The following is a 24,545-nucleotide window of genomic DNA, read 5'->3' on the forward strand; positions in this document are numbered from 1 at the left end:
AAAAAAAGACAGTTTCGTTCGGTCCTGTTCATCCAGCTCTGCATTTTTGGCAACACTGGAATGGAGAGGATGATGCAAGATGTTTCTGCAAAGACACAGCGGAGCCGGTTCCAACCGCGCCATTCAAAAACGCCGGGCCAGCGAGGAGCTGCTGCGCCCTTACGCCCGTTGCACCGGGGAGGAGGCCCTGCAATTGCAGGGCAGCAGCCCTCGCGGCCTCTCGGCCGCTGCCGCCGCCGAGAGGTTGGAGGAGTGCGGCCCCAACCGCATTCGCAGCGAGGCGCGCCACGGCCTTCTCTACCGGCTGGGGCAAGCCTTTGTCAACCCCTTTAACCTGGTTTTGCTGCTGGTGGCGGCCATCACCTTTGTCACCGACGTGCTCCTCTCCCAGAGCGGCGACGTCACCACCGTCGTCATCGTGCTGGCTCTGGTGGGGCTGTCGGGCCTGGTCTCCTTTGTGCAGGGCGAGCGCTCGGGCAAGGCCGCAGCCGCCCTGCAGTCGATGATCTCCAACCAGGTCGATGTGGTGCGGGAGGGCGAGACCCGCTCCATCCCCATCGACCAGGTGGTGCCGGGGGACGTGGTCCGCCTCTCGGCGGGGGACATCATCCCCGGGGACGTCCGCTTTCTCGCCGCCAAGGACGCCTTTCTCTCCCAGGCGGCCCTCACCGGGGAATCGGCCCCGGTGGAGAAGTTCGCCCAGCTGCCCGGGGGCGAAGAGGGGGCCCTCACCGACCTGGGGGACCTGGGCTTTATGGGCTCCAACATGATCAGCGGCAGCGCCACCGCCCTGGTGGTGGCCACCGGGAACGACACCTACTTCGGCTCCATGGCCCAGAGCCTGTCGGGCGACCGGGCCAAGAACAGCTTTGAGCGGGGGGTGGACGGGGTCAGCCGGCTGCTCATCCGCTTCATGTTGGCGATGGTGCCGGTCATCTTTCTGGTCAACGGCTTCACCAAGGGGGATTGGGGCAGCGCCCTCCTCTTCGCCGTCACCATCGCCGTGGGCCTCACCCCCGAAATGCTGCCCATGATCATGACCTCCACCCTGGCCAAGGGGGCGGTGGCCATGTCCAAACACCAGACCATCGTCAAGACCCTCAGCTCGATCCAGACCTTCGGCGAGATGGATGTGCTCTGCACCGACAAGACCGGCACCCTCACCGAGGACCGGATCGTGCTGGAAAAGTACATGGACGTGCGGGGCGGGGACGACCTGCGCATCCTCCGCCACGCCTACCTCAACAGCGCCTTTCAGACCGGGCTCAAAAACCTCATCGACCTGGCCATCATCGGCCGCGCCGGGGAAAACGGCCTCCCCCCGCTGCTGGAGGGCTACACCCGGGTGGACGAGATCCCCTTTGACTTCAGCCGCCGGCGGATGAGCGTGGTGCTGTCCGACGGCAGCGGCAAGCGGCAGCTCATCACCAAGGGGGCGGTGGAGGAGGTGCTCTCGATCTGCGCCTTCGCCGAGCTGGACGGGGCCATTTTGCCCCTGACCCCCGACGTGCGGCAGGCGGCCCTCGCCGTCTGCGCCGCCCACAGCGCTGAGGGGCTGCGGATGATCGCCGTCGCCCAGAAAAACGAGCTCCCGGCGGCCGAAAACTTCTCGGTGGCCGACGAGCGGGAGATGGTGCTGCTGGGCTTCATCGGTTTTCTCGACCCGCCCAAGGAGAGCAGTAAGGCCGCCGTCGCCGCCCTGCGCCAACACGGGGTGCGCACGGTGGTCCTCACCGGGGACAGCGAGGGGGTGGCCGTCAAGGTCTGCGGCAAGGTGGGCATCGACACCGGCCACCGGCTCACCGGCGCCCAGGTGGAGGAGATGGACGACAGCGCCCTGGGCGAGGCCGTGCAGCGCTGCCAGCTCTTCTCCAAGCTCTCCCCCCTGCAAAAAAGCCGGGTGGTGGAGGCCTTTCAGCGCGCCGGGCACACAGTGGGCTACATGGGCGACGGCATCAACGACGCCCCGGCCATGCGCCAGGCCGACGTGGGCATCTCGGTGGACAGCGCCGTGGACATCGCCAAGGAGACCGCCGACATCATCCTGCTGAAAAAGGACCTGATGGTCTTGGAGGAGGGGGTGCTGGAGGGGCGTCGCACCTTCGGCAACATCGTCAAATACATCAAGATGGCCGCCAGCGGCAACTTCGGCAACATGATTTCGGTGATGGTGGCCAGCCTCTTTCTCCCCTTCCTCCCCCTGCTGCCGGTGCACATCCTCATCCAAAACCTCCTCTGCGACTTCGCCCAATTGGGCATCCCCTTCGACCGGGTGGACGCCTCCTACCTCCGCTCCCCCCGCCGCTGGGAGACCGGCACCATCCAGCGCTTCATGCTGATCATGGGGCCCCTCAGCTCGCTGTTCGACATCGCCCTCTACCTGCTGCTCTGGTTCTGGCTGGGGGCGAATACAGCGGGGCTGGCCCCCCTCTTTCAGTGCGGCTGCTTTGTCTTCGGCACCCTGTCGCAGATCGCGGTGGTGCACATGATCCGCACCGCCCGCATCCCCTTTGTGCAGAGCAGGGCCGCCCTGCCCCTGGCCCTCTCCACCGGGGTGGTGGGGGCCGTGGCCCTCTTTCTGGGCTTTGGGCCGGCGGCTGCAGCCATCGACCTGCGCCCCCTGCCCCTGGCCTTCCTCCCCTGTCTGGCCCTGCTGCTGGGCGGCTACTGCGTGGCCTCCCAGCTGGTCAAGCGGCTCTATGTCAGGCGCTGGGGCGAGTGGCTATAACCCCTCCCTTCTCCCACGGCGGGCAAAAAAGGCCTGGAAAACCGTCTGGTTTTCCAGGCCTTTTGGCGCGCTTTATAAAGGGGGCTTTACGCCCGGTAGACGACCTCGCCGTTTTTGATGGTCATCACGCAGTTGAGGGCGGCCTCGATGTTTTCCACCGGGTTCTCGGCAAAGACCGCCAGGTGGGCTTTTTTGCCCGGGGCGATGCTGCCCAAGCTGTCCTCCACCGAGCAGAGCTCGGCGGCGTTGATGGTGCCGGTGCGGATGGCCTCCATGGGGGTCATGCCCGCCTTCACCATCAGCACCATCTCGTAAGCGGTCATGGCGTGGCTGTTGAAGGGGGTGCCTGCGTCGGTGCCCAGGGCGATCTTGACCCCGGCCTCGTGGGCGCGGCGGAAGGTGTCCAGGTGGGCCTCCACCGCGTTTTCGGCCTTGCGCACCACGTAGTCGGGGATGCCCGCCTCGGTGCCCTTGACCACGATCCAGTGCACCGCCGCCAGGGTGGGCACGTAGTAGACGCCGTGCTCCTTCATGTAGTCAAAGCACCAGTCGTCCATAAAAAAGCCGTGCTCGATGGAGTCGACCCCCGCCCGCAGGGCGTTTTTGATGCCGGTCATCCCCTGGGCGTGGGTGCAGGTCTTGGCCCCCACCTTGTGGGCCTCCTCAATGGCGGCCCGCAGCTCGTCCTCACCCAGCTGGGGGGACCCCGGCTCCACCCCTTTGGTCATGACGCCGCCGGTGGCCATCACCTTGACCCAGTCGGCCCCCGCCTTGAGCTGCTCTCTGGCAGCCTTGCGGCAGTCGTCGGGGCCGTCGGCCTCCCGCCCCATGGACCAGCCGTGCCCGCCGGTCATGCAGATGCACTTGCCCGAGACCTGCATGTCCGGGGCGAGGATCTTGCCGGCCTTGGCCTCGTCGCGGATGTCCACGTCGATGTAGTGGATGCCGCCCACATCGCGGATGAAGGTCACCCCCGACTGGATGTGCATCTTCAGCTGCTCCAGGGAGAACATGGTGACCTGGGCGTCGGTCTCGGTGTAGGTGGGGTTGGCCACCGGCGCCAGGTTCATGTGGGTATGGCAGTTGAAGAGCCCCGGCAGGACGGTGGCGCCCTTGAGGTCGATCACCTCCGCCCCCTCGGGGGCCTGTAAGGCACCCACCTCTTTGATGCGCCCGTCCTCCACCAAAATGCTGCTGCCGGTGAGAACCGTTCCGGCCTCCACATCCACGATGTTGCCGCCGGTGATAAAGGTCTGTTTCACTTGCAAGATCCTCCTTCTTTTTTCCTTTTTCGATGGGCCTATTATACTCCAATCCCAGCAGATTTTAAAGGTGGAAAGCGGTAAAATTTTCTCTTTTCTCTCCGCCGGCAAAAGGCACTCCTCGCGAGGACCTCTCCCTATCGCCGGGGCGGAAGCCCACAAAAGAGGAGTGGAAGCAGCGCCGGCAATCAAAGCCGCCGGTTGAACGGGTGGGATACATCGGCCCTAAAAGGGTATCACACGGATTTCGTTCTGCAAGGGACACCGAAATTTGAGGCCCGGACGACCCGCACCGCCACCGGCAAATCGGTCGGCTGGGCGACTATTTTTTGCCATTCATCTCCAAAATCGCCTTGCTCGTTGCACCTGTTGCGCCCTTCCCTCTCGGGAAGCCCGATGCGAAGGTCCCCTGGCCCTCCCCGAAAAGAGGCCGCCAAAATTGCGACCAAAAACAGCCCGCCATCCGGGCGGGCTGTTGGGCGGGCTGTCGATGTGGAAAGGCGAACGGGAGGCCCTTTACTCCCCCTCCACCGACCGGCGGATGAAGTGGAGGATGCGCAGCTTGGTCTCCCGGAACTCGTCGGTGAGGGGAAAGTCGGCGTTCCGCCTGCCGCTGCAGTGCACCGGCAACTCCAGTCCAATTTCTCCAGGGGCGCCGGTGAGGATGTAGATGCGGTTGGAGAGGAGGATCGCCTCGTCGATGTCGTGGGTGATGAAGAGGGTGGAGGAGCGAACGGCCTCCATCACCTGCAGGTACCAGCTGTGGATCTGCGACTTGGTGATGGCGTCCAGGGCGCCAAAGGGCTCGTCCAGCAGCATCATCTTGCTGGAAAAGAGGTAGGCGCGCAGGAAGGCGGCCCGCTGCCGCATCCCCCCCGAGAGCTGGTTGGGGTACTGGTTTTCGCACCCTGTCAGGCCGAACTGCGCAAAGTAGGGGCGCACCCGCTCCTGGGCCTCCTTGCGCCCCACCCCCTGCAGCCGCAGGGGGACGCAGACGTTTTGCAGCACCGTCTTGAAGGGGAGCAGCAGGTCCTTTTGCTGCATGTAGCTGACCACCCCGGTGCGGCCGGTGATGTCGACCCCGTCCAGGGTCACCCGGCCGCTGTCGGCCGGCTCCAGCCCGGAGAGGACGTTGAAGAGGGTGGTCTTGCCGATCCCGCTGACCCCCAGCAGGCAGACGATCTCCCCCTCCTCCACCCGCAGGTCGATGTCGCGGATGATGGTGCGCCCATCATAGGACTTGGTGATTTTTTCGGCGGTAAAAAAAGACATGGCGTTTTCCCTCACTGGGCGGGCAGGTAGTCGTTGGTAAAGCCCTCGGTGCTGATGTCCCTGTCCACCAGGCCCTTCTCCTCCATCCACTTGAAGAAGTTCCCCCAGCGCTCCGGGTCAAAGGTGCCCCAGTGGGGCTTGTCGCCCTGGTACTGGTCGGCCAGCCACTTCTGGCTCTCGACGGCGATCGCCTCGTCGATCTCGGGGGCGTGCTTGACCAGGATCTTGGCGGCGTCCTCCGGGTTTTCCATGGCGTACTGGTACCCCTTGGCGGTGGCGGCCAAAAAGGCCCGGGCCTGGTCGGGGTGCTCCTGCAAAAAAGCGTTGCTGGAGGCCAGGAGAGGGGTGTACTCGTCAAAGACGGGGTTCAGGTCCTTCATGTTCATGTAGTCAAAGTCCATCCCCTTGACCTTGCAGGCGACCCCGTCCCAGGCGTAAAAGATCCAGGCGGCGTCGATGTCGGTGTTCAGGGCGGTGATCAGGTCGGTGGCGCTGTTGGGGATCATCTTCACCTTGTCGTAGTCCCCCCCGTCGGCGGACATGATGTCGGTGAGGGTGGCCTTTTCAAAGGGGCTGTCCCAGGCGGCGTAGCGCTTGCCCTCCAGGTCTTTGGGAGAGCGGATGCCGGTCTCCTTCAGGGAGATGATGCCGGAGGTGTTGTGGTCGATGATGGAGGCCACAGCGGTCACCGGCAGCGGGCTGTCCGAGGCGAGGGCGGCGGCGATCTGCTCCTGCACGCTGACGGCGAACTGGGCCTTGCCCCCGGCCAGCAGGGAGAGGGCGCCGTCCTCGGGGGGCTGCTGGATGCGCACCTTGAGCCCCGCCTCCTCGTAATAGCCCTTTTCCAGGGCCACGTACATGCCGGTGTGGTTGGTGTTGGGCACCCAGTCCAGCACCACGGTGATGTCGGTCAGGCCGCTCTCCGCGCCGGAGTCATCCTTTTTGCACCCGCTCAGGGGCAGGGCGCACAGGGTGAGGGCCAGCAGGACAGCCAAGCACTTTTTCATCTTCATCTCTTCTTTTCTCCTCGATTTTCAAGACTTCTGTTTTTGGTTGTAGGGCATTGCCTTCTTCTCCGCCCAGCCCACCAGCTTGAGCAGCAGCAGGCTGATGATGCTCACCAAAAAGATGACGGCGAACATCTTGTCAAAGGCATAGGACTTGCGCACCCGGGTCATGTAGACCCCCAGGCCCCCTTCGCCCCCCAGCCACTCGGCCACCACCGCGCCCACAATGGAGTAGGAGGCGGCGATGCGAAAGCCCGAGAAGAAGTGGGGCAGCGCCGAGGGGATCTTCACCTGCCACAGGATCTGCCACTTGGAGGCCCCCATGGAGGTGAAGAGGCGGATCACGTCCCGGTCCACCGCGGCAAAGCCCGAGAGCAGCCCGATGACCGTGGGGAAAAAGCAGACGATGACGATCAGCAGCACCTTGGGGGTGAGGCCGTAGCCAAACCAGAGCACCAGCAGCGGGGCGATGGCGATGGAGGGCACCGTCTGGGTGAGCACCAGCAGCGGGTAGACCGAGCGGTGCAAAAAGAGGAAGCGGTCCATCAGCACCGCCAGCACAAAGGCCAGGGCGGTGCTGCAAAACAGCCCCAGAAAGGACTCCCAGAGGGAGATGCGGGTGTGGTCCATCAAGAGCCCGAAGTCCTTGACAAAGGCCCGCGCCACCGCCCAGGGGGAGGGCAGCATATACCCCGGCAGGACGCCGAAGTAGGAGATGCCGCTCCAGATCGCCAGCAGCAGGGCGATGAGGGCAAAGGGGTAGAGTTTACTGGTGATGCTTCGTGACCTTTTTGTCAATGGACCACACCCCCACACTCGGATTGTAGGCGATTTTTACGTAGGAGCTGACCCCCGGCGCGCCGGCGCGGATACAGATCTTCTGGCACTCTTTGACCATCTCCATCAACTGGTCAAAGGGGCCCTCCACCGTGGTCTCAAAGGGGCCCACAAAGACCGGCAGACCGCTGGATTTCAGGTAGGCGATGACCTCGTCCACCACGCGGATGACCTCTTCGCCCTCCACCTTGGGCAGGACCTGGATGGCAATGCTGCACTCCGGTTGTTTTTCACTCATTTTTTCTTCCTCCTTCTCTCATCGCAGCGCAAAAAAGGCTGCACGGGCGCGCACCCGTACAGCCTTGGCAGTCTGTTCCCTTGCTGACAAATCCCTACGCCGGCATTATCCGTACAGGTTCGCGGGTCAGGGCAGGTCACTGCCCAATCTCAGCCGGTTTACGCCAGCCCCCCGTTTGACTATTTGTTTTTGATAGCGACTTCATCATACCCCACCGGTTGGGGTTTGTCAATTTCTTTTTTGCAAGGCCCCTGCTCAAAGCACCTTGGAGAGAAAGTCGACGGTGCGGGGGTTTTGGGGGTTGCCAAAGAGCTCCTCCGGGCTGCCCTGCTCCACAATGACCCCGTCGTCCATGAAGAGGATGCGGTCCCCCATCTCCCGGGCAAAGCCCATCTCGTGGGTGACCACCACCATGGTCGTCCCCTCCTGGGCCAGCTGCTTCATCACCGCCAGCACCTCCCCCACCATCTCGGGGTCCAGGGCCGAGGTGGGCTCGTCAAAGAGCATCACGTCCGGGTCCATGGCCAGGGCGCGGGCGATGGCCACCCGCTGTTTCTGCCCGCCCGAGAGGGAGTTCGGGTAGCTGTCGGCCTTGTCCGAAAGGCCCACCATCTCCAGCAGTTCCAGCCCCCGCTTCCGGGCGGCTTCCGGTTTCTGGCCCTTGACCTTGATGGGGGCCATGGTCACGTTTTGCAGCACCGTCTTGTGGGGGAAGAGGTTGAACTGCTGAAAGACCATCCCCATCTTCTCCCGCAGTTTGTCCTCGTCAAAGCGCTTGCCGGTGATCTCCTGCCCCTCAAAGACAATGGTTCCCGAGGTGGGCTGCTCCAGCAGGTTGAGGCAGCGCAGGAAGGTGGATTTGCCCGAGCCGGAGGGGCCGATGACCACCACCACCTCGCCCTTTTCCACCGTCTCCGAGATGCCTTTGAGCACCCCGTTTTCGCCGAAGGATTTGTACAGATCTTTAACGGTTATCACTGACTTTGTACCTCCTCTCCACCCAGAGCATCAGCCGCCCCAGGGTAAAGGTCAAAACGAAGTAGAAGGCGGCGGCCACCAGCAGGGGTTCCAGGGGCAGGAAGGTGGCGCCGGAGATGTTTTTCGAGGTGAAGAGCAGCTCCGCCACCCCGATGACCGAGGCCATGGAGGAGTTTTTGATGACCCCCACGAACTCGTTACCGATGGCCGGCAGGATGTTCTTGACCGCCTGGGGCATCACCACCAGCCACATGGCCTTGCGGCGGCTCATCCCCAGGCTGCGGGCGGCCTCCATCTGGCCCCGGTCCACCGCCTCGATCCCGGCGCGGACCACCTCGCAGATGTAGACGCTGGCGTTCATGACAATGGCGATCACCGCCGCCTGAAAAGAGGTGAAGTTGAAGCCCAGGGCGATTTTGCTGCCCGAGTAGACGATGATCATCAAAAGCAGCATGGGCACGCAGCGCATCACCTCGATAAAGGCCGATGCGAGGAGGGACAGGGGGCGAATCTTTTTATACCCCAGCCGGGAGGTCTTGAGAAAATAGAGCAGTACCCCCAGCAGGGTGGCAAAGAGGATCGAGACAAGGGAGAGCTTCAAAGTCATCCAGAGGCTGGAAAAATAGCTGGCCTTGTACCCGCTCCAAAAACTGAAATTCACGGTGACATCTTCCTCTCTGGCCCCCTCCCGCCGGGGCGGGGGGCCGATCGCTAACCCGCTTGGCACCGGCCGGGCCTGCCGGGATCCCGGCAAAGGAAAACGGGCGGCTTTGCTCGCCCGTTTTGCTCTGCGGTGTGGGGTGCTATTCCTCGCTGCCGGCGTTCTGCGCCGCCAGGGCACAGGCCTCGTCCACCAGCTTCTCCATCTGGCCGTCGGCTTTCAGGCGGGCGATGGTCTTGTTGATTTCGGCCGTCAAGCTGCTCTCCCCCTTGGGGATGGCCACGGCGGTGGAGTCCTCGTCGGGATTTTCGCTGGGGAACTCACAGCTCTGGTTGATGACCAGGTCCGGGTTGGAGATGACCATGGTGCGGCAGACCGTGTCGTCGGTGACGATGCCGTCGATCTGCCCGGCCTTGAGGGACATGAGCAGGGTGTTCATGCTGCCGATGTAGGTCACCTGGGTGCCCTGGGGCTCCAAGTTGTTCTGGGCGTACACCTGCTGGGTGGAGGACATCTGAATGCCGATCTTGTTGTCGGCCAACTCGGCCACGCTGTCCATCCCCGCGGTGTTTTTCTTGTTCATCAAGAGGAGGTTTTTGCCGGTGTAGTAGGGGTCGGAGAAGTCCACCTGCTGGCGGCGCTTCTCGGTGGTGGCCAGGCCGGAGATCAGCACGTCGCACTGCCCGGCGTTGAGGGCGCTGATGAGCCCCTCAAACTCCATCTCCTTGATTTCCAGCTCGACGCCCAGGTCGCTGGCAATGGCCTTTGCCAGCTCGACGTCAAACCCGGAGACCGTGTCCTTGCCGTCCACGATGGCGTGGAATTCATAGGGGGCGAATTCCGCGTTCATTCCCACAACGATCTTGCCTTTGGCTTTGATCTGGGCCAGCAGGTCCTGCCCCTCTCCCTTGGAGGAGGCGTCGGCCGCCGCTGCGCCGCAGCCGGTAAAGGTGGCCAGCGCCATCAGCGCCGCCAGGGCGATGCCCAAAATTTGCTTCACTCGATCCATCTGTTTCATCTGTGATTCCCCCTATTGGTTTTCATCGTGTCGGCGTCTCCGCCTTGTTGCTTCATCATAGTAGCATAGTAGCACGCTAAAGTCAACAAGAAAACAGAGGCGCCCTCTGTTTTTGGCAATTCCACCAGAGGGCGCAAACAATCCCCCAAATTCTGTACACCTTTTCCAGTTTTAGGGGGGCGGATGGGGGTCACAGGATGCCGTCGTCCCGGAGGAGCTTGTACTCCAGCGAATCCACCTGGGCGCGCAGGGAGGCGCGGATGATGTCGTGGGAGACCCCCACCGTGGTCCAGACGTTTTCGCCGTCGGTGGACTCGATGAGCACCCGCACCCGGGAGGCCGAGTTGGCGCTCTGCTCCACCACCCGCACCTTGTAGTCGGTCAGCCGCACCCGGGCGATGGCGGGGTAAAACCGGGTCACCGCCTTGCGCACGGCGTTGTCCAGGGCGTTGACCGGGCCCCGCCCCTCGTCGGCGGTCAGCTCGTACTGGTCCCCCACCCGCACCTTGCAGATGGCCGAGGAGGTGCTGAACACCCCCGCCTCCTGTTCGCTGAAGATGCGGTAGAGCTCCAACTTGAAGTGGGGGCGGTGCATCCCCAGGTGCTTGAGGATCAGCACCTGCAAGCTGGCCTCGGCCGACTCGTACTGGTAGCCCCGCAGCTCCCTGGCCTTCACGTCCTCCAACACCTCGGAAATTTCGGGGGCGTCGGGGGGCACGGTGGGGTCGACCTTGCGGATGCTGTGGTAGAGCACCGCCTTCCCCCCCACCTCGCTGATGAGGATGTGGCGCTTGTTTCCCACCAGGTCGGGGGAGATGTGCTCAAAGGTGCGGCTGTTCTTGTGCACGGCGTCCACATGCATCCCCGCCTTGTGGGAGAAGGCGCCGCCCCCCACGTAGGGCATGCTGTCGGGCAGGGTGAGGTTGGCCACGTCGGAGATGATGCGGGCGGTCTTGGTCAGGCGGGCCATCTGCTCCTTCTCCACGCAGGGGTGGCCCATCTTCAGTTGCAGGGTGGGGAGCACCGTCGAGAGGTTGGCGTTGCCGCAGCGCTCGCCAAAGCCCACATAGGTGCCCTGCACCATCCGCGCCCCGCCCTCCACCGCCGCCAGACTGGCCGCCACGGCGCAGCCGATGTCGTTGTGGCAGTGGATGCCCACCGGGCAGCCCAGCTCCCGGCAGACCTGCTGGGTCGCCCGGCGGACGTCGCTGGGGAGGGTGGCCCCGTTGGTGTCGCAGAGGACGACCCAGTCGGCCCCGGCATCCCGGGCGGCGCGGACGGTCTCCATGGCGTAGCGGGGATTTTGGCGGTAGCCGTCGAAGAAGTGCTCGGCGTCGTAGAGGACCTCTTTCCCCTGCCCCTTCAGGTAGGCGACGGTCTCCCCGATCATCCGCAGGTTTTCCTCCAGGGTGGTCTTGAGCACGTCCTTGACGTGGAGGTCCCAGCTCTTGCCGAAGATGCAGACCGCCGGGGTCCCCGCCTCGCAGAGGGCGGCGATCCCCCGGTCCTCCTGCGGGGCGAGAAATTTGCGGCAGGTGGCGCCAAAGGCCACCAACTTGCTGTGCTCCAGGGGGACCTGCCGCGCCCGCTCAAAAAAGAGCAGGTCCTTGGGCCCGGAGGAGGGGTTCCCCGCCTCGATATAGGGGATCCCCTGCCGGTCCAAGGCCCGCAAGATCTCCACCTTGTCCTCCACCGAAAAGGAGATGTTTTTCCCCTGCGCGCCGTCGCGCATGGTGGAATCCAACAGCCAGACCCGCTCTCTCTCCACTGCAAAACGCCCCTTCTGTCTCGGGCCCGCACGGCCCTTTTGTCAAAGCGCTTTCGGCGCGGCCCGCACCGGCCACAAGCGCCCCTTTCTCTGTTAGTTTACAAGCTGCCCGCCCCCCTGTCAACCGGCGCAAAAAAAGCGGGCCGCCCCTCTGCAAGGGGGCGACCCGCGCGGCGGGGGCGGTCACTCGGCTCTCTCCTCGAGAGGGAGGGCCTCGCCCCCCTCCCCCGCGGGGGCGAGGCCCCGACGCCGCAGCCGCCGGCCGACAAACTCGCCAAAGAGGGTGTAGAGCACCGAGAAGGTGGGCACGGCCAAAAACATCCCCAGGGGGCCGAAGAGACCGCCGCCCACCACGATGGACAGCATCACCCAGAAGGGGGAGAGGCCGATGGACTGGCCCAGGATGCGGGGGCAGATGAAGTTGCCGTCGATCTGCTGCAGGCAGACGATGAAGAGGACAAACCACAGGCACTTGACCGGGTCGGCGATGAGGATGATGATCCCCGAGGGCACCCCGCCCAAAAAGGGGCCGAACACCGGGATGACGTTGGTGCAGCCCACCACCACGCTCACCAGCGGCGCGTAGGGGATTTTGAGCAGGGAGGTGCCGATGAAGCAGAGCACCCCCACCAGCAGCGAGTCGGCGATCTGCCCGGTGAGAAAGCCGCCGAAGGTGCGGTGGGCCAGCGCCCCCACCCGCAGCGCGCCGTCCACCCGCCGCCGCGAAAAGAGGGCGTAGAGGACCCGCTTGCACTGGGAGCAAAACCGCTCTTTGTTGTAGAGCAGGTAGACCGAGGCCACCAGCGCCAGCAGGGCCTTGACCAAAAAGCCCCCCACCGACATCGACCAGCCCAGCAGCCTGGGCAGGGCGGCCTGCAAAAAGGCGATGGCCTTGTCCCAGATCCCCTCCCAGGACTGGAGGACGCCGGCGATCCGGTCCGGGCCGATGCCGTATTCGGCCAGCACCCGCTGCAAAAAGGCGCTCCCCTGGTCGATGAGGCTGCCGCTCTGGGCGATGAGACTGCGGATGCTGGCGACGAGCTGGGGGATGAGCAGGGCGACCAGGGCGGCGATCAGCCCCAGAAAGAGCAGGTAGACGATCCCCACCGCCGCAATGCGGCGGGCGCGGGGGCTCTTGACGCCGCAGAGCCAGCGCCGCTCAAGCCACCCGAGGGGCTTGGCCAGCAAATAGGCGATGCCAAAGGCCGCCAAAAAGGGGGCCAGCAGCCCCAGCGCCGCCCCCGCGGCCCGCGAGATCTCCCCAAAGTGGGAGAAAAAGGCGTAGAGCAGCACCCCCGCCAACACGATGAGCAGGTTGGGCAGCGCTTTGCGGACCAGCCGCCTGGCCTCTCTGTGCTCCATCCCCTCTTCCCCCTCTCTCTTCTCTGCTTATCAGTATACACGATCCCTCCGCCATCCAGCGCCCTTTTTTCTGAATATTTTATGACTTCTCCACCACAAAAGAGGCGCCCCGCTCCCCTCTGTGGGGGCGCGGGACGCCTCTTTGCGCTGTTCAGCGGTGTTTTTCGATGAGGGCGAGAACCGCCTTTTTGTCCTGAAAGCCGACGCTGGTGGCCACCGCCCGGCCGCCTTTGACCAGCAGCAGGGTGGGGATGCTCATCACCTGGTAGCGCACCGCCAGGCCGGGCTGCTCATCCACATTGACCTTGCAGACCTTTATCCCGGCGGGCGGGTCGGCCGCGATCTCGTCGATGATGGGGGAAAACATCCGGCAGGGGCCGCACCAGGGGGCCCAAAAATCGATGACCGCCAGGCCGTCGTAGCGCTCGACCTCCGCTTCAAAATTGGCTTCTGTCAACACCAGTGGTTCCATTTGCAAACGCATCCTTTCTCATCCCTCAAGACCGGCTGCTGCCGTCGAGGGTCTGCTGTACGATCTGTTCCATCACCGAGCGGGTGAGCATCCCCGGCACATAGCCGAAGAGGTTGCCGTCCCGGTCGATCATATAGGTGGTGGGGAAGGCGGTGACGCCGTATCCGTTAAAGACCGCGCCGGTCTCGTCCATCACCACCGGGTAGTCGTATCCGTTTTTCTGCAGGAAGGAGACGACCTCCTCCCGGCTGACGTCCTGGTTGCGGGGGTATTTGGCGCTCTTGGGGTTGGCGACCCCCAGCACCACCACGTCGCCGCTGTTCTCGCCGTACTTTTCATAGAGGGCCTGCACGTCGGGCATCTCCCGCTGGCAGGGGCCGCACCAGGTGGCCCAGAAGTTGAGAAAGACCACCTTGCCCCTGTACTCCGACAGGGTGTGGGTCTTGCCGTTTTGGTCCACCAGGGTGAAGTCGGGAGCGGGGAAGGCGCTGGTCTGCGAGCTGCCCCCCTGGGACTGGCTGCCGCCGGAGGAGGCGCCCCCCTCCCCCGCGTCGCCGGTGGAGGAGGAGGCGCTCTGGGAGGCCCCGTTTTGCTCGGTGCCGCCAGCGCCGATGCCCGAGAGATAGCCGGTGATGCCGTTCATCCAGCCGGTGAACATCATCACCCCCATCAAGATCATCAGCGCGCCCCCCACCTTGACGGTGTAGCGAAGCCCCTTCTGGTGGCGCTTGAAGAAGTTCAGCAGGCTGCTGGTAAAGAGCCCCACCCCCAGAAAGGGGAGGACAAAGCCCAGGGTGTAGACCCCCACCAGCCCAAAGCCCACCAGGGAGGAGCCGGCCGAGGAGGCCATCAGCAGCACCGAGGCCAGGGCCGGGCCCACGCAGGGGGTCCAGGCAAAGCTGAAGGTGAAACCCAGCACCAGGGCCACCAGGGGGCTCATGGCGAAGCGGTCCATCCGAAAGGGGAGGCGGTGCTCCCGGCTCAGCCCCTTGCCGCCGAAAAAGCCCAGTTGGTAGAGGCCGAAGAGGATGACGATCAGCCCGCCGATGCGGGCGAAAAGCGCCCGGTTGCCGCTGAAAAACTTGCCCAGGGCCGTGAAGCCAAAGCCCAGCAGGAAGAAGGCGAAGCTGACCCCCAGCACAAAAAAGAGGGTGTTCAGCAGCACTGTGCTGCGCTTGTAGCGGATCTGCCCGTCGGGGCCGAGCGACTTGGTCCCCCCCGCCAGGTACCCCACGTAGAGGGGCACCAGGGGGAGGACGCAGGGGGAGAAAAAGCTCAACAGCCCCTGCAAAAATACGGTGAAAACCGGCACACCGGTCTCGATGGACAAGCCCATAGAGGACCTCCTTCACTGAAAAGAATCGGCGCTGTTCGCGCTCAGGCGAGGGCGGCAAACAGGTCGTTGAGCGCCTCGCTCATGGTGGGGTGGGTGTAGATGCCGTCGCGCAGGGCGGTGTAGGGCAGACCCGCGTCTATGGCCAGTTTGATCAGGTTGATCATCTCGTAGGACTCCTCGCAGAAGAGGTGCGCCCCCAAAATCCGGCCGGTCTCCCCGTCCACCACCGCCTTGAGCAGCCCCGCCGGGTTTTGCAGCACCTGCGCCTTGGGGATGGCGGCAGCCGCCAGCCGGGCAACCTTTACCCGGTAGCCCTTGGCCCGGGCCTCCTCCTCGCTGAGCCCCACCCGAGAGAAGGCGGGGTCGAGAAAGACGCTGTACGGCACGGCGCCGCGGTTTTGGGTGGTGCGGCTGCCGTCCCCCAACAACTGGGAGCGGACGATCCGGCTGTCGTCCAGGGAGATGTAGGTGAACTGCAGTCCCCCCACCACGTCGCCCATGGCCCAGATGTGGGGGGCGGTGGTGCGCAGCCGTTCATCCACCTTGACGGCGCCCCGCTCGGTCAGCTCCACCCCCGCCGCGTCGAGGGCGAGCCCCTCCACATTGGGGCGGCGGCCGGTGGCCACCAGCACCGCGTCGGCCTGCAATTCGCGGGGGCCGTCGGGGGTCTCGAGGGCGAGGACCGCCTGGCTCCCCTCCTCCCGCACCTCCTTCACCTGGGTGGAGAGGAGCACCTCCGCCCCCAAGCTCTGCAGCCGCTGCAGGACGGCCTGGGCGATCTCCCCGTCCTCCCGGGGGAGGAAGCGGCCGCCGTCTTGGATCACCGTCACCTGGCTGCCGAAGGAGGTGTAGAGGGAGGCAAACTCCATCCCGATGTACCCGCCGCCGATGATGGCCAGCCGGCGGGGCAGCTCCTCCAAATCCAGCAGCCCCTCGCTCAAATAAACCTTGGGGTTCCCCTGTAAGCCGGGGATCGGGGGGACAAAGGGGTGGGAGCCGGTGTTGAGGAAGATGTTCTCCCCCTCTAGCAGCTGGACCTGCCCCGCCCCGTCGGTCACCTGCACCGCGTGGGGGCCGAGGAAGCTGGCCGTCCCGTCGATGACCTGGACATTGGGGTTGCCCGCCAACTTGTCGTAGTTTTTCTGGCGCAGAGCGCCGGTGAGCCGCCGCTTCTCTGCGATGGCCTCCCGGTACCGGGCCGCCTTCTCCGCAAAGCTGCCCCCCTGCGCCTTGGAGAGGGCGGCGCTGTGGACCAGCGACTTGGAGGGGATGCACCCCACATTGATGCAGGTGCCCCCGTACATCGCGGGCGAGCGCTCGATCAGGGCGACCTGTTTGCCCGCCGCTCCCAGCGCCCCGGCCAGGGTTTTGCCCCCCTTGCCGAATCCAATCACAATGGCGTCATACGTTTTCACTGAAAAGACCTCTTTTCCCTTTTGACAGGGCGGGCGCACTGGGCGCCTGCCCGCGTGTATCGACCCGGGCCGCGGGGGAAAGGCCTGCGGCCGGGAAAGCCCTGTGTCAGGGCTGCTTGCCGAATATCTTCTGGCCGATGGAGCGGATGGTGATCTTCTCCAGCCGCGCCTTGCAGCACTCGTCCAGTTCGCCGTAGATGTCGTCCATGATCCTGCCCATGCCGGAGGCCACCAGACAGGGCAGGTCGGTGTCCCCGCTGCGCCAGTTGGCCGAGACAAAGCAGCAGTCCAGCGCCTCGCCGATTTGGCGGAGGGTCACCTCGCCCGCGTCCCGGTCAAAGAGGTAGCCGCCGTCGGCCCCCTCCTTTGTCTCCACCAGGCCCGCCTTTTTGAGCTTGGAGAGCACCTTTCGCACCCGGGCAGCGTTGGTGCAGATGTTCTGGGCCAGCTCCTCGCTGGACAGGGTGCCGCCTCGGTGGCTCAAATAAACCAGGGCGTGCACCGCCACATTGAATTCACTGGTCAACCCCTATTCCTCCCCTCTGACGGTCTCGTAGGGCCAGTCGATGATGCCGCCGAAATCGTACACCTGCTGATACCCCAGGGCCGCCAACTGCTCGGCGGCAGCCTTGCTGCGCACCCCGCTGCGGCAGTAGATCAGCAGCTCCGCCCCGGTCTCCGGCAGGGCAGCGGGCCGCTGGCTGCCGATGGTGTCCAGCGGCACCAGCACCGCGCCGGGGATGTGGCTCTCCCCGTACTCCTCGGCAGTGCGCACATCCACCACCGTCGCCCCGCCGGCCTCCATCCGCTCCTTGGCCTCTCGGGGGGAGATCTTGTGGTACTCCCCCACAGCCGTGGAGGAAGCTGTCCCGCCGCCCGCCGCACCGCAGCCGGTGAGGGCGAGCAGCGAGCCCAACAGGGCGGCCGCCAGTGCCCTTCCCTTTTTCTTCATCTCGACTCACCTCAAACTGTAATTTGTTTTGTATCAGTTTCTAACTGTTATTATATCAGTTTCAGTTTGAATTGCAACCCCATTTTTTTGAAAAGGCGAAAAAATTTTAAGGCGTCTCTTCCGTCGCCCTTTTTAGAGGTGCCCCCCTTTCTTTCCCCCTCACCGCAGGGAGGGAGAAATCTCCCCTCTCCCTGTCCAGTTCCCCACCGCAGCTCCCTTTTCCCTCTGTCTTTGCCTCTCCCCAGCCCCTCCTTTTCTCCTCTCTTAATAAAAAGAGGAAGGGGACGCTGTAATCAGCATCCCCCCGGACTATCGGGTCTCTCTCCCCTTCCTTCTCTCCGCCAGGGCAATCAAAGCCATAGCGGACACCGCAGGAGCAGAACCCCCGTCCTCCATCCGGGTGTCACCGCCAGTTTTCGGGGTGTCCGCTCTGTCCTCGTCCTCCTTTCCCCATTCACACCTCCGAAAAACACCACTGTTTTCACCGCGCTTCATACCTCCCATCTTGTGGGCAAAAAAGGGAAAGAGGGCGCTGCAACCAGCATCCCCTCCCCTCCGGGCTATCGGGTCTCTCTCCCCTTCCTTCTCTCCGCCAGGGCAATCAGGGCCATAGCGGATACCGCAAGGGCAGAGCTCCAATCCTCTATCCTGGTGTCGTCGCTGGTCCGCGGAGTGTCCGTCCCCTTCCCCGGAGGGACAGAGCCCTCTGGGGGCAGCGGTTCTTCCGGCGGCGACGGCTCTTCGGGCAGGTCTGGTTCCTCCGGCGGCTCCGGCTCCTCCGGTTTCGGCGCGTTTGTTATGACGATGGACAGCTGCCGGTTCTCCCTGTCCCATTTGAGTTCGCTGTAACCGACCTGGTAGGCATCCCCCTTTTCGACGACGCCGACGGTGAGGCCACCCAAGCTCGCCGGGTCGGGCAGTTGGGTAAAGGCGGCCGTCCACCCGTTCTCCGCGCAGAGCACGACCTCGTCCAGCTGGTAACTGCCGATGGTCAGACAGACCTGCAGCTCTTTGTCCCTGTACTCCCCTTCCGGGATGCCGTCCCACACCTTGGCGACATTGAGGGTCCACTCGTCCCCCGGGGTGCCGATGACGACCCCGCCGTTGGAGCCGATCCCCCCGCCCCGCGGCGCCTTGTTGCCCCGTATCTCCACCTTTGCCGACGCACCGGCCAGCTCTTTGGCCGAGTCGGACAGGATGGCCTTCAGGGCGATCCCCTCACTGTTTAACTTGATGTTCTCCATCGGCTCGCCCGGGTCTGCCTCATCGTAGCGGGCGGTGCCGTCGGGGGTCCCCAACACGTTTCCGGCCTCCGGCGTCGTGGAGAGGACGCCGCCGTCCCGGTACCATTTCACCTGTCCGCCACCCAACACCCGGTCGGCCAGGGTGACGGTGTGCTTTTTGTCTGTCTGGGGAACGGCGACAAAGTCGTCCCCCGCCCCCTCTGCTGTGTTCTCAAAGATGGCGCCCCCGTTGGTCACGGCGTTGGTCGCATCCCCCGTGGGGCAAAACCACAGCCCGCCCCCCAAAATAGAGGCTGTATTGCCGCGGACCACCGCGTCGTAGATGCGCAGCACATAGGGGGTGGAGCCGACATAGACCCCGCCGCCCTGCCGCTGGGCGGTGTTGCCGAGGATCTTGCCCGATTTGATGACAGCGCAGTCGGTGGCGATGTAGACCCCCCCGCCGCAGCCGCCATCCTGTATGTCCTTGCGGTAGATCGCCTGGTTCTCGCTGATCGTCCCGCCGTCCACAATCAGTTCCGCCGGGAAAAATCTCTTCCAGTTGTTGTGATCCTGCCCCATCCCCATGGAGTGGTAGAGGTCGTAAGCGGCGATCCCCCCGCCGGTCAGGGCCTGATTTTTGGAGATCATCCCCCCGTTGATGGTCACCGTCGCCTGGCCGCAGACCATGATCCCCCCGCCGTAGCGGTCCGCCACATTGCCGGAGATCGAGCCGCCGTTCATCGTCATGGTGGCGATGACCCCGGGCTGGATGACGGGGTAGGCGGGTTCCCCCACCATGACGCCGCCATAGTCCCCGTGGTTGTCCGAAATGGAGCCGCCGTTCATCACAAAGGTGGAGTTGCCCTCGGCGGTCACATAGACGGCGGCGCTGTTGATCTCCCCGCCGGGCTTGGTTTCATTGCGGGAAATCGACCCGCCGTTCATTGTGAACGACCCGCCGTGGGACACCTTCACCACGCCGCCGGACTGAAAGGTGAACAGGTTTTCCTCCAGCACGCCCCCGTCCATCTGCATCCGCGCGCCCTTCCCGTCGACGACGATGATGCCCCCCAAAAATGTTTTGCTCCCCATGTTGCGAATGGTCCCCGACGAAAGGGTGAACTCGCCGCCGCAGTGAATAAAGGCCGCCTCGCCGTCGCGACCGCCCCTGACCGCGCCCTTTCCGTCAAAGCACAGCAGGGCATCGTCTTTTCGGCTTGTGGTTATGCTCAGATGCCCGCCCTGTTCGATCAGAAAGACACCGTGGCTGAGAGCATCGTCCACCGAGACCGTCCTCTGTGTCCCGTCGTCGACGAGGACGATATCCTGCCCAGCCTGGACGGCGATCGCCTCGGTGATTGTAAAATCGCCAGCAATGGCGATGGTCGTCCGGCCCGACGGCGCGTTCAAAATAGCCGCTTTTAGCTCGTCAAAACTCGCCGCGCGAGGGGGGCCTGTCCTTTCCTGCGGCACGGCGCTGTCCTGCGGCTGGCCCTCTTCCGGCCCTTTCTCCTCCTGGGGAAGGATGTCTTCCGCCTGCACGCCCGGCGCGCCATCCTTTCCCTGCTCTGTCCCCTCTTCGCTGGCCAAGCCATAACTTGTGAGCCCAATAGCCGACGCCCCCAGCACAACCGCCAGCAGACCTGCCAATATCCGTCTTTTTCTCATCCTCATTGTGTTTTTAAATCCCCCTATCCCCTGTTTTTCTCATCAAAAGATGGTGTTTTTTTAATAAAAAAAGGTACAGGACCCCATTTGGTCCTGTGCCTTTTCACTCTTCTATTGAAAACAGCTTTTCTGTCTGTCTGTCTGTCTGTCTGTCTGTCTGTCTGTCTGTCTGTCTGTCTGTCTGTCTGTCTGTCTGTCTGTCTGTCTGTCTGTCTGTCTGTCTGTCTGTCTGTCTGTCTGTCTAAAGTGTAGCAATCTCTAAAAATGGATGTCAACCCCTTTTTAGTTATTTACCAGTATTATACATGTTCCCCGCCTGGTTGTCCAGAGAAAACTAGATTCTTTTTATCTGTTTATTGGAAACGGCAGGAAGGAGCTGGATTTGTGGCACCCGCCCATCACGGCAATTTCTCATTCTGTTTTTAAAGTGGGCCCAACAGTGGGCCCAGAAAAGAGAAAAGCGCACGACAAATGGCTTTGTCATGCGCTTTTATTTGGTGGAGGCGACGAGAATCGAACTCGTGTCCGAAAACCGCTCCCCACGGGCATCTCCGAGTGCAGACCATCTTTTACATTCCCCGCCCCGCGCGCCGGTGGTCAGGCTCGCGGGCCAAGTATCCTCATATACCTGATACGCTACGAGGCCCTCGCGTATACATGTTCGCCACTAAAATGACACCCGAACGCGGTCCGTGGCCCCCCCGCGCCGGATGAGCGGCACTAGGCCGCTAAAGCGTAATCGTTGTTATCGACGTTTACTTTTAAGGTGCGGATTGTTGAGGCGGTCCCGCACCGCCACTCGCTTCCCGTGCTTCACGATCCCCGTCGAAACCATTGCGCCCCCTCATAAATGCGCCCCTGCGGGCGCCTGGGTGTGCCGGTTTTTATCAGCGGGTGCGCTCTTTGAGCGCCCGGTCGATCTGGCGCTTGGCGTCCCGCTCGGCGGCGGACGCCCGCTTGTCGTGCAGCTTTTTGCCCTTGCACAGGCCCAGCTGCACCTTGACCTTCGACCCCTTAAAGTATACCGAAATGGGGATCAAAGTCAACCCCTCCTGCTTGATTTGACCCAGCAGGCGGTTGATTTCCCGCCGGTGGAGGAGGAGCTTGCGCTCCCGCACCGGGTCCCGGTTGAAGATGTTCCCCTTTTCATAGGGGCTGATGTGCATCCCCAGCACGTAGACCTCGCCCTTGTAGATGTCGCACCAGCTGTCCTTCAGGTTGACCGCCCCCACCCGCAGGGACTTGACCTCGGTCCCGGCCAGGGAGATCCCCGCTTCGATGCTCTCTAAAATAAAGTAGTCGTGGCGGGCTTTCTTGTTCTGGGCGATGGTCTTGATGGCCTCTTTGTTTCCCACGGGTCTCCCCTCCTTCTTCGGCCCCCTCTGGGAGAGGGTATGCCGTTTTGCTCCGTTTCATGCGCCCCGCAACAGGGGGCAGAGCTGTTTTTGTGTCAGAGTTCGCTGCGCCCCTCCAGCGCCCGGTAGAGGGTCACCTCGTCGGCGTATTCCAGCACCCCGCCCACCGGGATGCCGTAGGCCAGCCGGGTCACCTTGATCCCCAGGGGCTTGATGAGCCGGGAGACATACATGGCGGTGGCCTCCCCCTCCACGGTGGGGGAGGTGGCCATGATGATCTCTTTGACCTCGCTGTTGTTCAGGCGGGCCAGCAGCTCTTTGATGTAGAGTTTGTCCGGCCCGATCCCGTCGATGGGGGAGATGAGCCCCCCCAAAATGTGGTAGGTGCCGAAGTACTCTTTGGTGCGCTCAAAGGCAAAGACGTCCCGCGGGTCCTCCACCACGCAGATGGTGCTCCGGTCCCGCCCCTCGTCGGCGCAGACCGAGCAGACCTCGGTGTCCGACAGGTTCTGGCAGACCTTGCAGCGCTTGATCTCTCGGTGGGCCCGAACGATGGTCTCGGCAAATCTCTGGGCGTCCTCGGCGCTCATTCCCAGCACGTAAAACGCCAGCCGCTGCGCCGTCTTGCGGCCGATGCCCGGCAGCTTTTCAAACTGCTCGGACAGTTCGCTGAGGGCGTTGATGTTGTAGGACACGGCCTAGAAGGGCATCCCGGGCAGGCCGGCGGCCCCGCCGGTGACTTCCGCCATCCGGGAGGACGCCTCGTCCTCCACCTTGCGCACCGCCTCGTTGACAGCCGCCATGATCAGGTCCTGCAGCATCTCGATGTCGTCTGGGTCCACCACCTCGGGCTTGATTTCCAGGGCGGTGAGCTCCTTCTTGCCGTTGATGGTGACTTCGATCATCCCACCGCCGGCCGATACCTTGAACTCGCTCTCCTCGATCTCGTCCTGCACCTGGGCGATCCTCTCCTGCATTTCCTGGGCCTGCTTGATCATCTGGTTCATATTCTTCGGGCCGTAGCCCTGGGGCAGTCTGGCTTTCATGGGCGCTTGCACTCCTTTTTCCATCTCATCAGCTGTCCGAAACAGCCGCCTATTCCTTGATCGTCACGTCGATTCCCTGGGCCTGTGCCCGGGCGATGAGCTGATCCAGCTTCTGGCCGCCCACCTCTGTGGGCGCGGCCTCGTCCTCCGGCTCCCGGTAGGGGCCGAGGCGGCAGGTCTTGCCGGTCACCTCGCTCACCGCCGCCCGGATGTCCGCCTTGGTGCGGGCGTTCTCCCGCATCATCTTCAAAAAAGTGGCGTTCTCCGAGGCGATGAGCACCAGGTCACCCGACAGGTAGGCCCGGGAGTTCGCCAGGGCCGCGGCGGCCAGCCGGTTGTGGTTTGCCAGGGCGTCGAGCACCTGGGGCCACTCCGCCAGCGGCTGGGGGGCGGCCCCTGCGGCCTTCCGGGACCGGGGGCGCGGCGGGGGCAGGGGCGACAGGCTCCTGCCAGCCGGCGTCCTCCGCCGGGGGCGGGGCGTCGGGGAGGGGCACCTCCTCTTCCCGCTCCTCCCGCACCGGTTTCGGGGCGGGGCGGGCGACCGGCTTGGCCTGGGGCGCGGCGGCCGGCTTGGCTGCGGACACCCGGACCGCGGTGACCTGCGGGGCTGTCGGCTGCTCCGCGGCGGCGGTGATCTCCACCAGCAGCATCTCCATGGCGATGCGGGGGGAGGCGGCCCGCCCCACCGCGTCGGCCCCCTTCATCAGCCGGGCCATCCAGCCCATCATCTCCCCCTGGGGGATGCGGGCGGCCTGCTCGACATAGCGCTGGCGGTCGTCGGGGGGACAGAGGACCAGGGTGTCAAAGTCCTCCATCACCTTGCAGAGCATCAGGTCCCGGCCGTGGCTGAGCAGTTCCTGTGCCAGGCGGCCCATGTCCACCGAGTGGGCGAAGAGGTCGTCGAGCAGGGCAATCGCCCGGCCCAGGTCGCGGTCGAGCAGGCAGTCGAACAGGTCAAAGAGGTAGCTCTTGTCGGCCACGCCGCAGAGGTCCTTGACCATCTGCAAGCTCACCCGCTCGCCGGTGGAGGCGCACTTGTCCAGCAGGGAGAGGGCGTCGCGCATCCCGCCGTCGGCCAGTTTGGCCAGCAGGAAGCGGGCGTCGTCGTCCAGCTGCACCCCTTCCCTCTCGGCGATGACCGCCAGCCGCCCGGCGATCTGCTCGGCGGTGATGCGGGCAAAGTCGAAGCGCTGGCAGCGGCTGAGGATGGTCACCGGCAGCTTGTACAGCTCGGTGGTGGCCAGGATAAAGACCACGTGCTCGGGCGGCTCCTCCATGATCTTGAGCAGGGCGTTGAAGGCGCTGGGGGAGAGCATGTGCACCTCGTCGATGATGTAGACCCGCTTTTTGCAGCGGGTGGGGACGAAGTTCGCCTCCTCCCGCAGGGCGCGGATGTTGTCCACCCCGTTGTTGCTGGCGGCGTCCAGCTCCACCACGTCGGTGATGGAATCCTCGTCGATGCCGGTGCAGATGTCGCAGACCCCGCAGGGCTGGCCGTCCTTAACGTTGGGGCAGTTGATGGCCTTTGCCAGGATTTTGGAGCAGGTGGTCTTGCCGGTGCCCCGGGAACCGGTAAAGAGGTAGGCGTGGGAGAGTTTCCCCGTCTCCACCTGGTTTTTGAGGGTGGTGACGATGGGCTCCTGTCCGATCACGTCGTCAAAGGTCAAGGGGCGGTATTTGCGGTAGAGAGCGCGGTAGATGGCGGCCACCTCCTTTTTTGAAAATAGCGCAAAAACAGGGCCCGTACACTGTGGTATGCGGACACACAGGTTGATCTGCGGCACACAAGACGACCCGCTTAATGCTGCTCGGTTCCCCGCCTGACATGGTTCACGGCGCCCTGTCGCACAGGACCCGCATATCCGCATACCAGAGTGCGCGTTTGCCCTGTTTCATAACGAGATAATTGTATCATATCCGCCCCCGGGTTGCAAGCAGAAATCC

22 protein-coding genes, 2 other RNA genes and 1 riboswitch are annotated in these 24,545 nt (G+C 63.8%); of the genes, 1 reads left to right on the top strand and 23 read right to left on the bottom strand.

All coding sequences use genetic code 11. From position 1 onward, the window contains the following. Window positions 1-79 precede the first annotated feature (79 nt). Window positions 80-2,728: a magnesium-translocating P-type ATPase gene (mgtA, locus tag BN3266_RS12225; protein WP_059005365.1), complete on the top strand. Its 2,649-nt coding sequence runs from the start codon at window positions 80-82 to the stop codon at window positions 2,726-2,728. Between the two features lie 86 nt (window positions 2,729-2,814). Here mgtA and BN3266_RS12230 read toward each other — a convergent pair whose 3' ends face one another. The 23 genes from BN3266_RS12230 to ffs all read right to left on the bottom strand — a co-directional run bounded on the left by BN3266_RS12230 (window position 2,815) and on the right by ffs (window position 24,461). Further along, on the bottom strand, window positions 2,815-3,990 hold the full coding sequence (locus BN3266_RS12230) for a metal-dependent hydrolase family protein (RefSeq protein ID WP_059005366.1): 1,176 nt from the start codon (window positions 3,988-3,990) through the stop codon (window positions 2,815-2,817). Between the two features lie 516 nt (window positions 3,991-4,506). After that, on the bottom strand, window positions 4,507-5,262 hold the full coding sequence (locus BN3266_RS12235; protein ID WP_059005368.1) for an ABC transporter ATP-binding protein: 756 nt from the start codon (window positions 5,260-5,262) through the stop codon (window positions 4,507-4,509). Between the two features lie 11 nt (window positions 5,263-5,273). Then, a complete protein-coding gene (locus BN3266_RS12240) occupies window positions 5,274-6,275 on the bottom strand; it encodes an ABC transporter substrate-binding protein (RefSeq protein WP_059005370.1) in 1,002 nt (333 codons plus the stop codon). A gap of 21 nt (window positions 6,276-6,296) precedes the next feature. Further along, window positions 6,297-7,067 (bottom strand): ABC transporter permease, encoded by a 771-nt coding sequence (locus tag BN3266_RS12245; protein WP_059005371.1) that lies wholly within the window; start codon window positions 7,065-7,067, stop codon window positions 6,297-6,299. Then, window positions 7,036-7,344: a thiamine-binding protein gene (locus BN3266_RS12250; protein ID WP_021659402.1), complete on the bottom strand. Its 309-nt coding sequence runs from the start codon at window positions 7,342-7,344 to the stop codon at window positions 7,036-7,038. The genes BN3266_RS12245 and BN3266_RS12250 overlap by 32 nt, the downstream gene beginning before the upstream one ends. A 74-nt stretch (window positions 7,345-7,418) precedes the next feature. After that, window positions 7,419-7,528, bottom strand: a riboswitch (TPP riboswitch). A gap of 71 nt (window positions 7,529-7,599) precedes the next feature. Beyond that, a complete protein-coding gene (locus tag BN3266_RS12255) occupies window positions 7,600-8,322 on the bottom strand; it encodes an amino acid ABC transporter ATP-binding protein (RefSeq protein ID WP_059005374.1) in 723 nt (240 codons plus the stop codon). Then, window positions 8,309-8,983: an amino acid ABC transporter permease gene (locus BN3266_RS12260; RefSeq protein ID WP_044992508.1), complete on the bottom strand. Its 675-nt coding sequence runs from the start codon at window positions 8,981-8,983 to the stop codon at window positions 8,309-8,311. Before BN3266_RS12260 ends, BN3266_RS12255 begins: the two co-directional genes overlap by 14 nt. A gap of 142 nt (window positions 8,984-9,125) precedes the next feature. Continuing rightward, window positions 9,126-10,001, bottom strand: a complete 876-nt coding sequence (locus BN3266_RS12265) for a transporter substrate-binding domain-containing protein (protein ID WP_059005376.1) — start codon at window positions 9,999-10,001, stop codon at window positions 9,126-9,128. Between the two features lie 190 nt (window positions 10,002-10,191). After that, window positions 10,192-11,769: a citramalate synthase gene (gene cimA, locus BN3266_RS12270; protein WP_075109755.1), complete on the bottom strand. Its 1,578-nt coding sequence runs from the start codon at window positions 11,767-11,769 to the stop codon at window positions 10,192-10,194. Window positions 11,770-11,952: 183 nt separating this feature from the next. After that, a complete protein-coding gene (locus BN3266_RS12275) occupies window positions 11,953-13,131 on the bottom strand; it encodes an AI-2E family transporter (protein WP_059005378.1) in 1,179 nt (392 codons plus the stop codon). 151 nt (window positions 13,132-13,282) lie between these two features. Next, a complete protein-coding gene (gene trxA, locus BN3266_RS12280; RefSeq protein WP_044992510.1) occupies window positions 13,283-13,603 on the bottom strand; it encodes a thioredoxin in 321 nt (106 codons plus the stop codon). Between the two features lie 25 nt (window positions 13,604-13,628). After that, window positions 13,629-14,939, bottom strand: coding sequence for a redoxin family protein (locus tag BN3266_RS12285; protein ID WP_059005380.1), 1,311 nt, complete (start codon window positions 14,937-14,939; stop codon window positions 13,629-13,631). Window positions 14,940-14,980: 41 nt separating this feature from the next. Further along, window positions 14,981-16,354: an FAD-dependent oxidoreductase gene (locus tag BN3266_RS12290; RefSeq protein ID WP_059005381.1), complete on the bottom strand. Its 1,374-nt coding sequence runs from the start codon at window positions 16,352-16,354 to the stop codon at window positions 14,981-14,983. Between the two features lie 106 nt (window positions 16,355-16,460). Continuing rightward, window positions 16,461-16,880, bottom strand: a complete 420-nt coding sequence (locus tag BN3266_RS12295; RefSeq protein ID WP_021659415.1) for an RrF2 family transcriptional regulator — start codon at window positions 16,878-16,880, stop codon at window positions 16,461-16,463. Between the two features lie 3 nt (window positions 16,881-16,883). Next, entirely contained in the window at window positions 16,884-17,306 is a 423-nt protein-coding gene (locus BN3266_RS12300) for a rhodanese-like domain-containing protein (protein ID WP_059005383.1), read from the bottom strand. 560 nt (window positions 17,307-17,866) lie between these two features. Then, window positions 17,867-20,074: a hypothetical protein gene (locus tag BN3266_RS12310; protein ID WP_154669084.1), complete on the bottom strand. Its 2,208-nt coding sequence runs from the start codon at window positions 20,072-20,074 to the stop codon at window positions 17,867-17,869. A 621-nt stretch (window positions 20,075-20,695) separates the two neighbouring features. Beyond that, window positions 20,696-21,044: a transfer-messenger RNA gene (ssrA, locus tag BN3266_RS13345) on the bottom strand. 43 nt (window positions 21,045-21,087) lie between these two features. Then, window positions 21,088-21,555 (bottom strand): SsrA-binding protein SmpB, encoded by a 468-nt coding sequence (gene smpB / locus BN3266_RS12315; protein WP_059005389.1) that lies wholly within the window; start codon window positions 21,553-21,555, stop codon window positions 21,088-21,090. Between the two features lie 95 nt (window positions 21,556-21,650). Next, complete coding sequence (recR, locus tag BN3266_RS12320; RefSeq protein WP_021659422.1) at window positions 21,651-22,250, bottom strand: recombination mediator RecR; 600 nt, start codon at window positions 22,248-22,250, stop codon at window positions 21,651-21,653. A 3-nt stretch (window positions 22,251-22,253) separates the two neighbouring features. Beyond that, window positions 22,254-22,601: a YbaB/EbfC family nucleoid-associated protein gene (locus BN3266_RS12325; protein ID WP_044992516.1), complete on the bottom strand. Its 348-nt coding sequence runs from the start codon at window positions 22,599-22,601 to the stop codon at window positions 22,254-22,256. A 49-nt stretch (window positions 22,602-22,650) separates the two neighbouring features. Further along, on the bottom strand, window positions 22,651-22,962 hold the full coding sequence (locus BN3266_RS12330; RefSeq protein WP_059005391.1) for a hypothetical protein: 312 nt from the start codon (window positions 22,960-22,962) through the stop codon (window positions 22,651-22,653). Next, window positions 22,886-24,310 carry a DNA polymerase III subunit gamma/tau gene (dnaX, locus tag BN3266_RS12335; RefSeq protein ID WP_059005393.1) on the bottom strand — a complete coding sequence of 475 codons (1,425 nt, stop codon included), beginning with the start codon at window positions 24,308-24,310 and terminating at the stop codon, window positions 22,886-22,888. The genes BN3266_RS12330 and dnaX overlap by 77 nt, the downstream gene beginning before the upstream one ends. Window positions 24,311-24,361: 51 nt before the next feature. Further along, window positions 24,362-24,461, bottom strand: an RNA gene (ffs, locus tag BN3266_RS13350) — signal recognition particle sRNA small type. Window positions 24,462-24,545 lie beyond the last annotated feature (84 nt).

It is taken from the genome of Bittarella massiliensis (ex Durand et al. 2017), from assembly GCF_001486165.1.
GTDB lineage: Bacteria > Bacillota > Clostridia > Oscillospirales > Ruminococcaceae > Bittarella > Bittarella massiliensis.

Coding starts and splice junctions, on each gene's coding strand:
- mgtA (WP_059005365.1), top strand. CDS start 80: ATGTTTCTGCAAAGACACAGCGGAGCCGGTTCCAACCGCGCCATTCAA.
- BN3266_RS12235 (WP_059005368.1), bottom strand. CDS start 5,262: ATGTCTTTTTTTACCGCCGAAAAAATCACCAAGTCCTATGATGGGCGC.
- BN3266_RS12240 (WP_059005370.1), bottom strand. CDS start 6,275: ATGAAGATGAAAAAGTGCTTGGCTGTCCTGCTGGCCCTCACCCTGTGC.
- BN3266_RS12250 (WP_021659402.1), bottom strand. CDS start 7,344: ATGAGTGAAAAACAACCGGAGTGCAGCATTGCCATCCAGGTCCTGCCC.
- BN3266_RS12265 (WP_059005376.1), bottom strand. CDS start 10,001: ATGAAACAGATGGATCGAGTGAAGCAAATTTTGGGCATCGCCCTGGCG.
- BN3266_RS12275 (WP_059005378.1), bottom strand. CDS start 13,131: ATGGAGCACAGAGAGGCCAGGCGGCTGGTCCGCAAAGCGCTGCCCAAC.
- trxA (WP_044992510.1), bottom strand. CDS start 13,603: ATGGAACCACTGGTGTTGACAGAAGCCAATTTTGAAGCGGAGGTCGAG.
- BN3266_RS12285 (WP_059005380.1), bottom strand. CDS start 14,939: ATGGGCTTGTCCATCGAGACCGGTGTGCCGGTTTTCACCGTATTTTTG.
- BN3266_RS12300 (WP_059005383.1), bottom strand. CDS start 17,306: ATGAAGAAAAAGGGAAGGGCACTGGCGGCCGCCCTGTTGGGCTCGCTG.
- BN3266_RS12325 (WP_044992516.1), bottom strand. CDS start 22,601: ATGAAAGCCAGACTGCCCCAGGGCTACGGCCCGAAGAATATGAACCAG.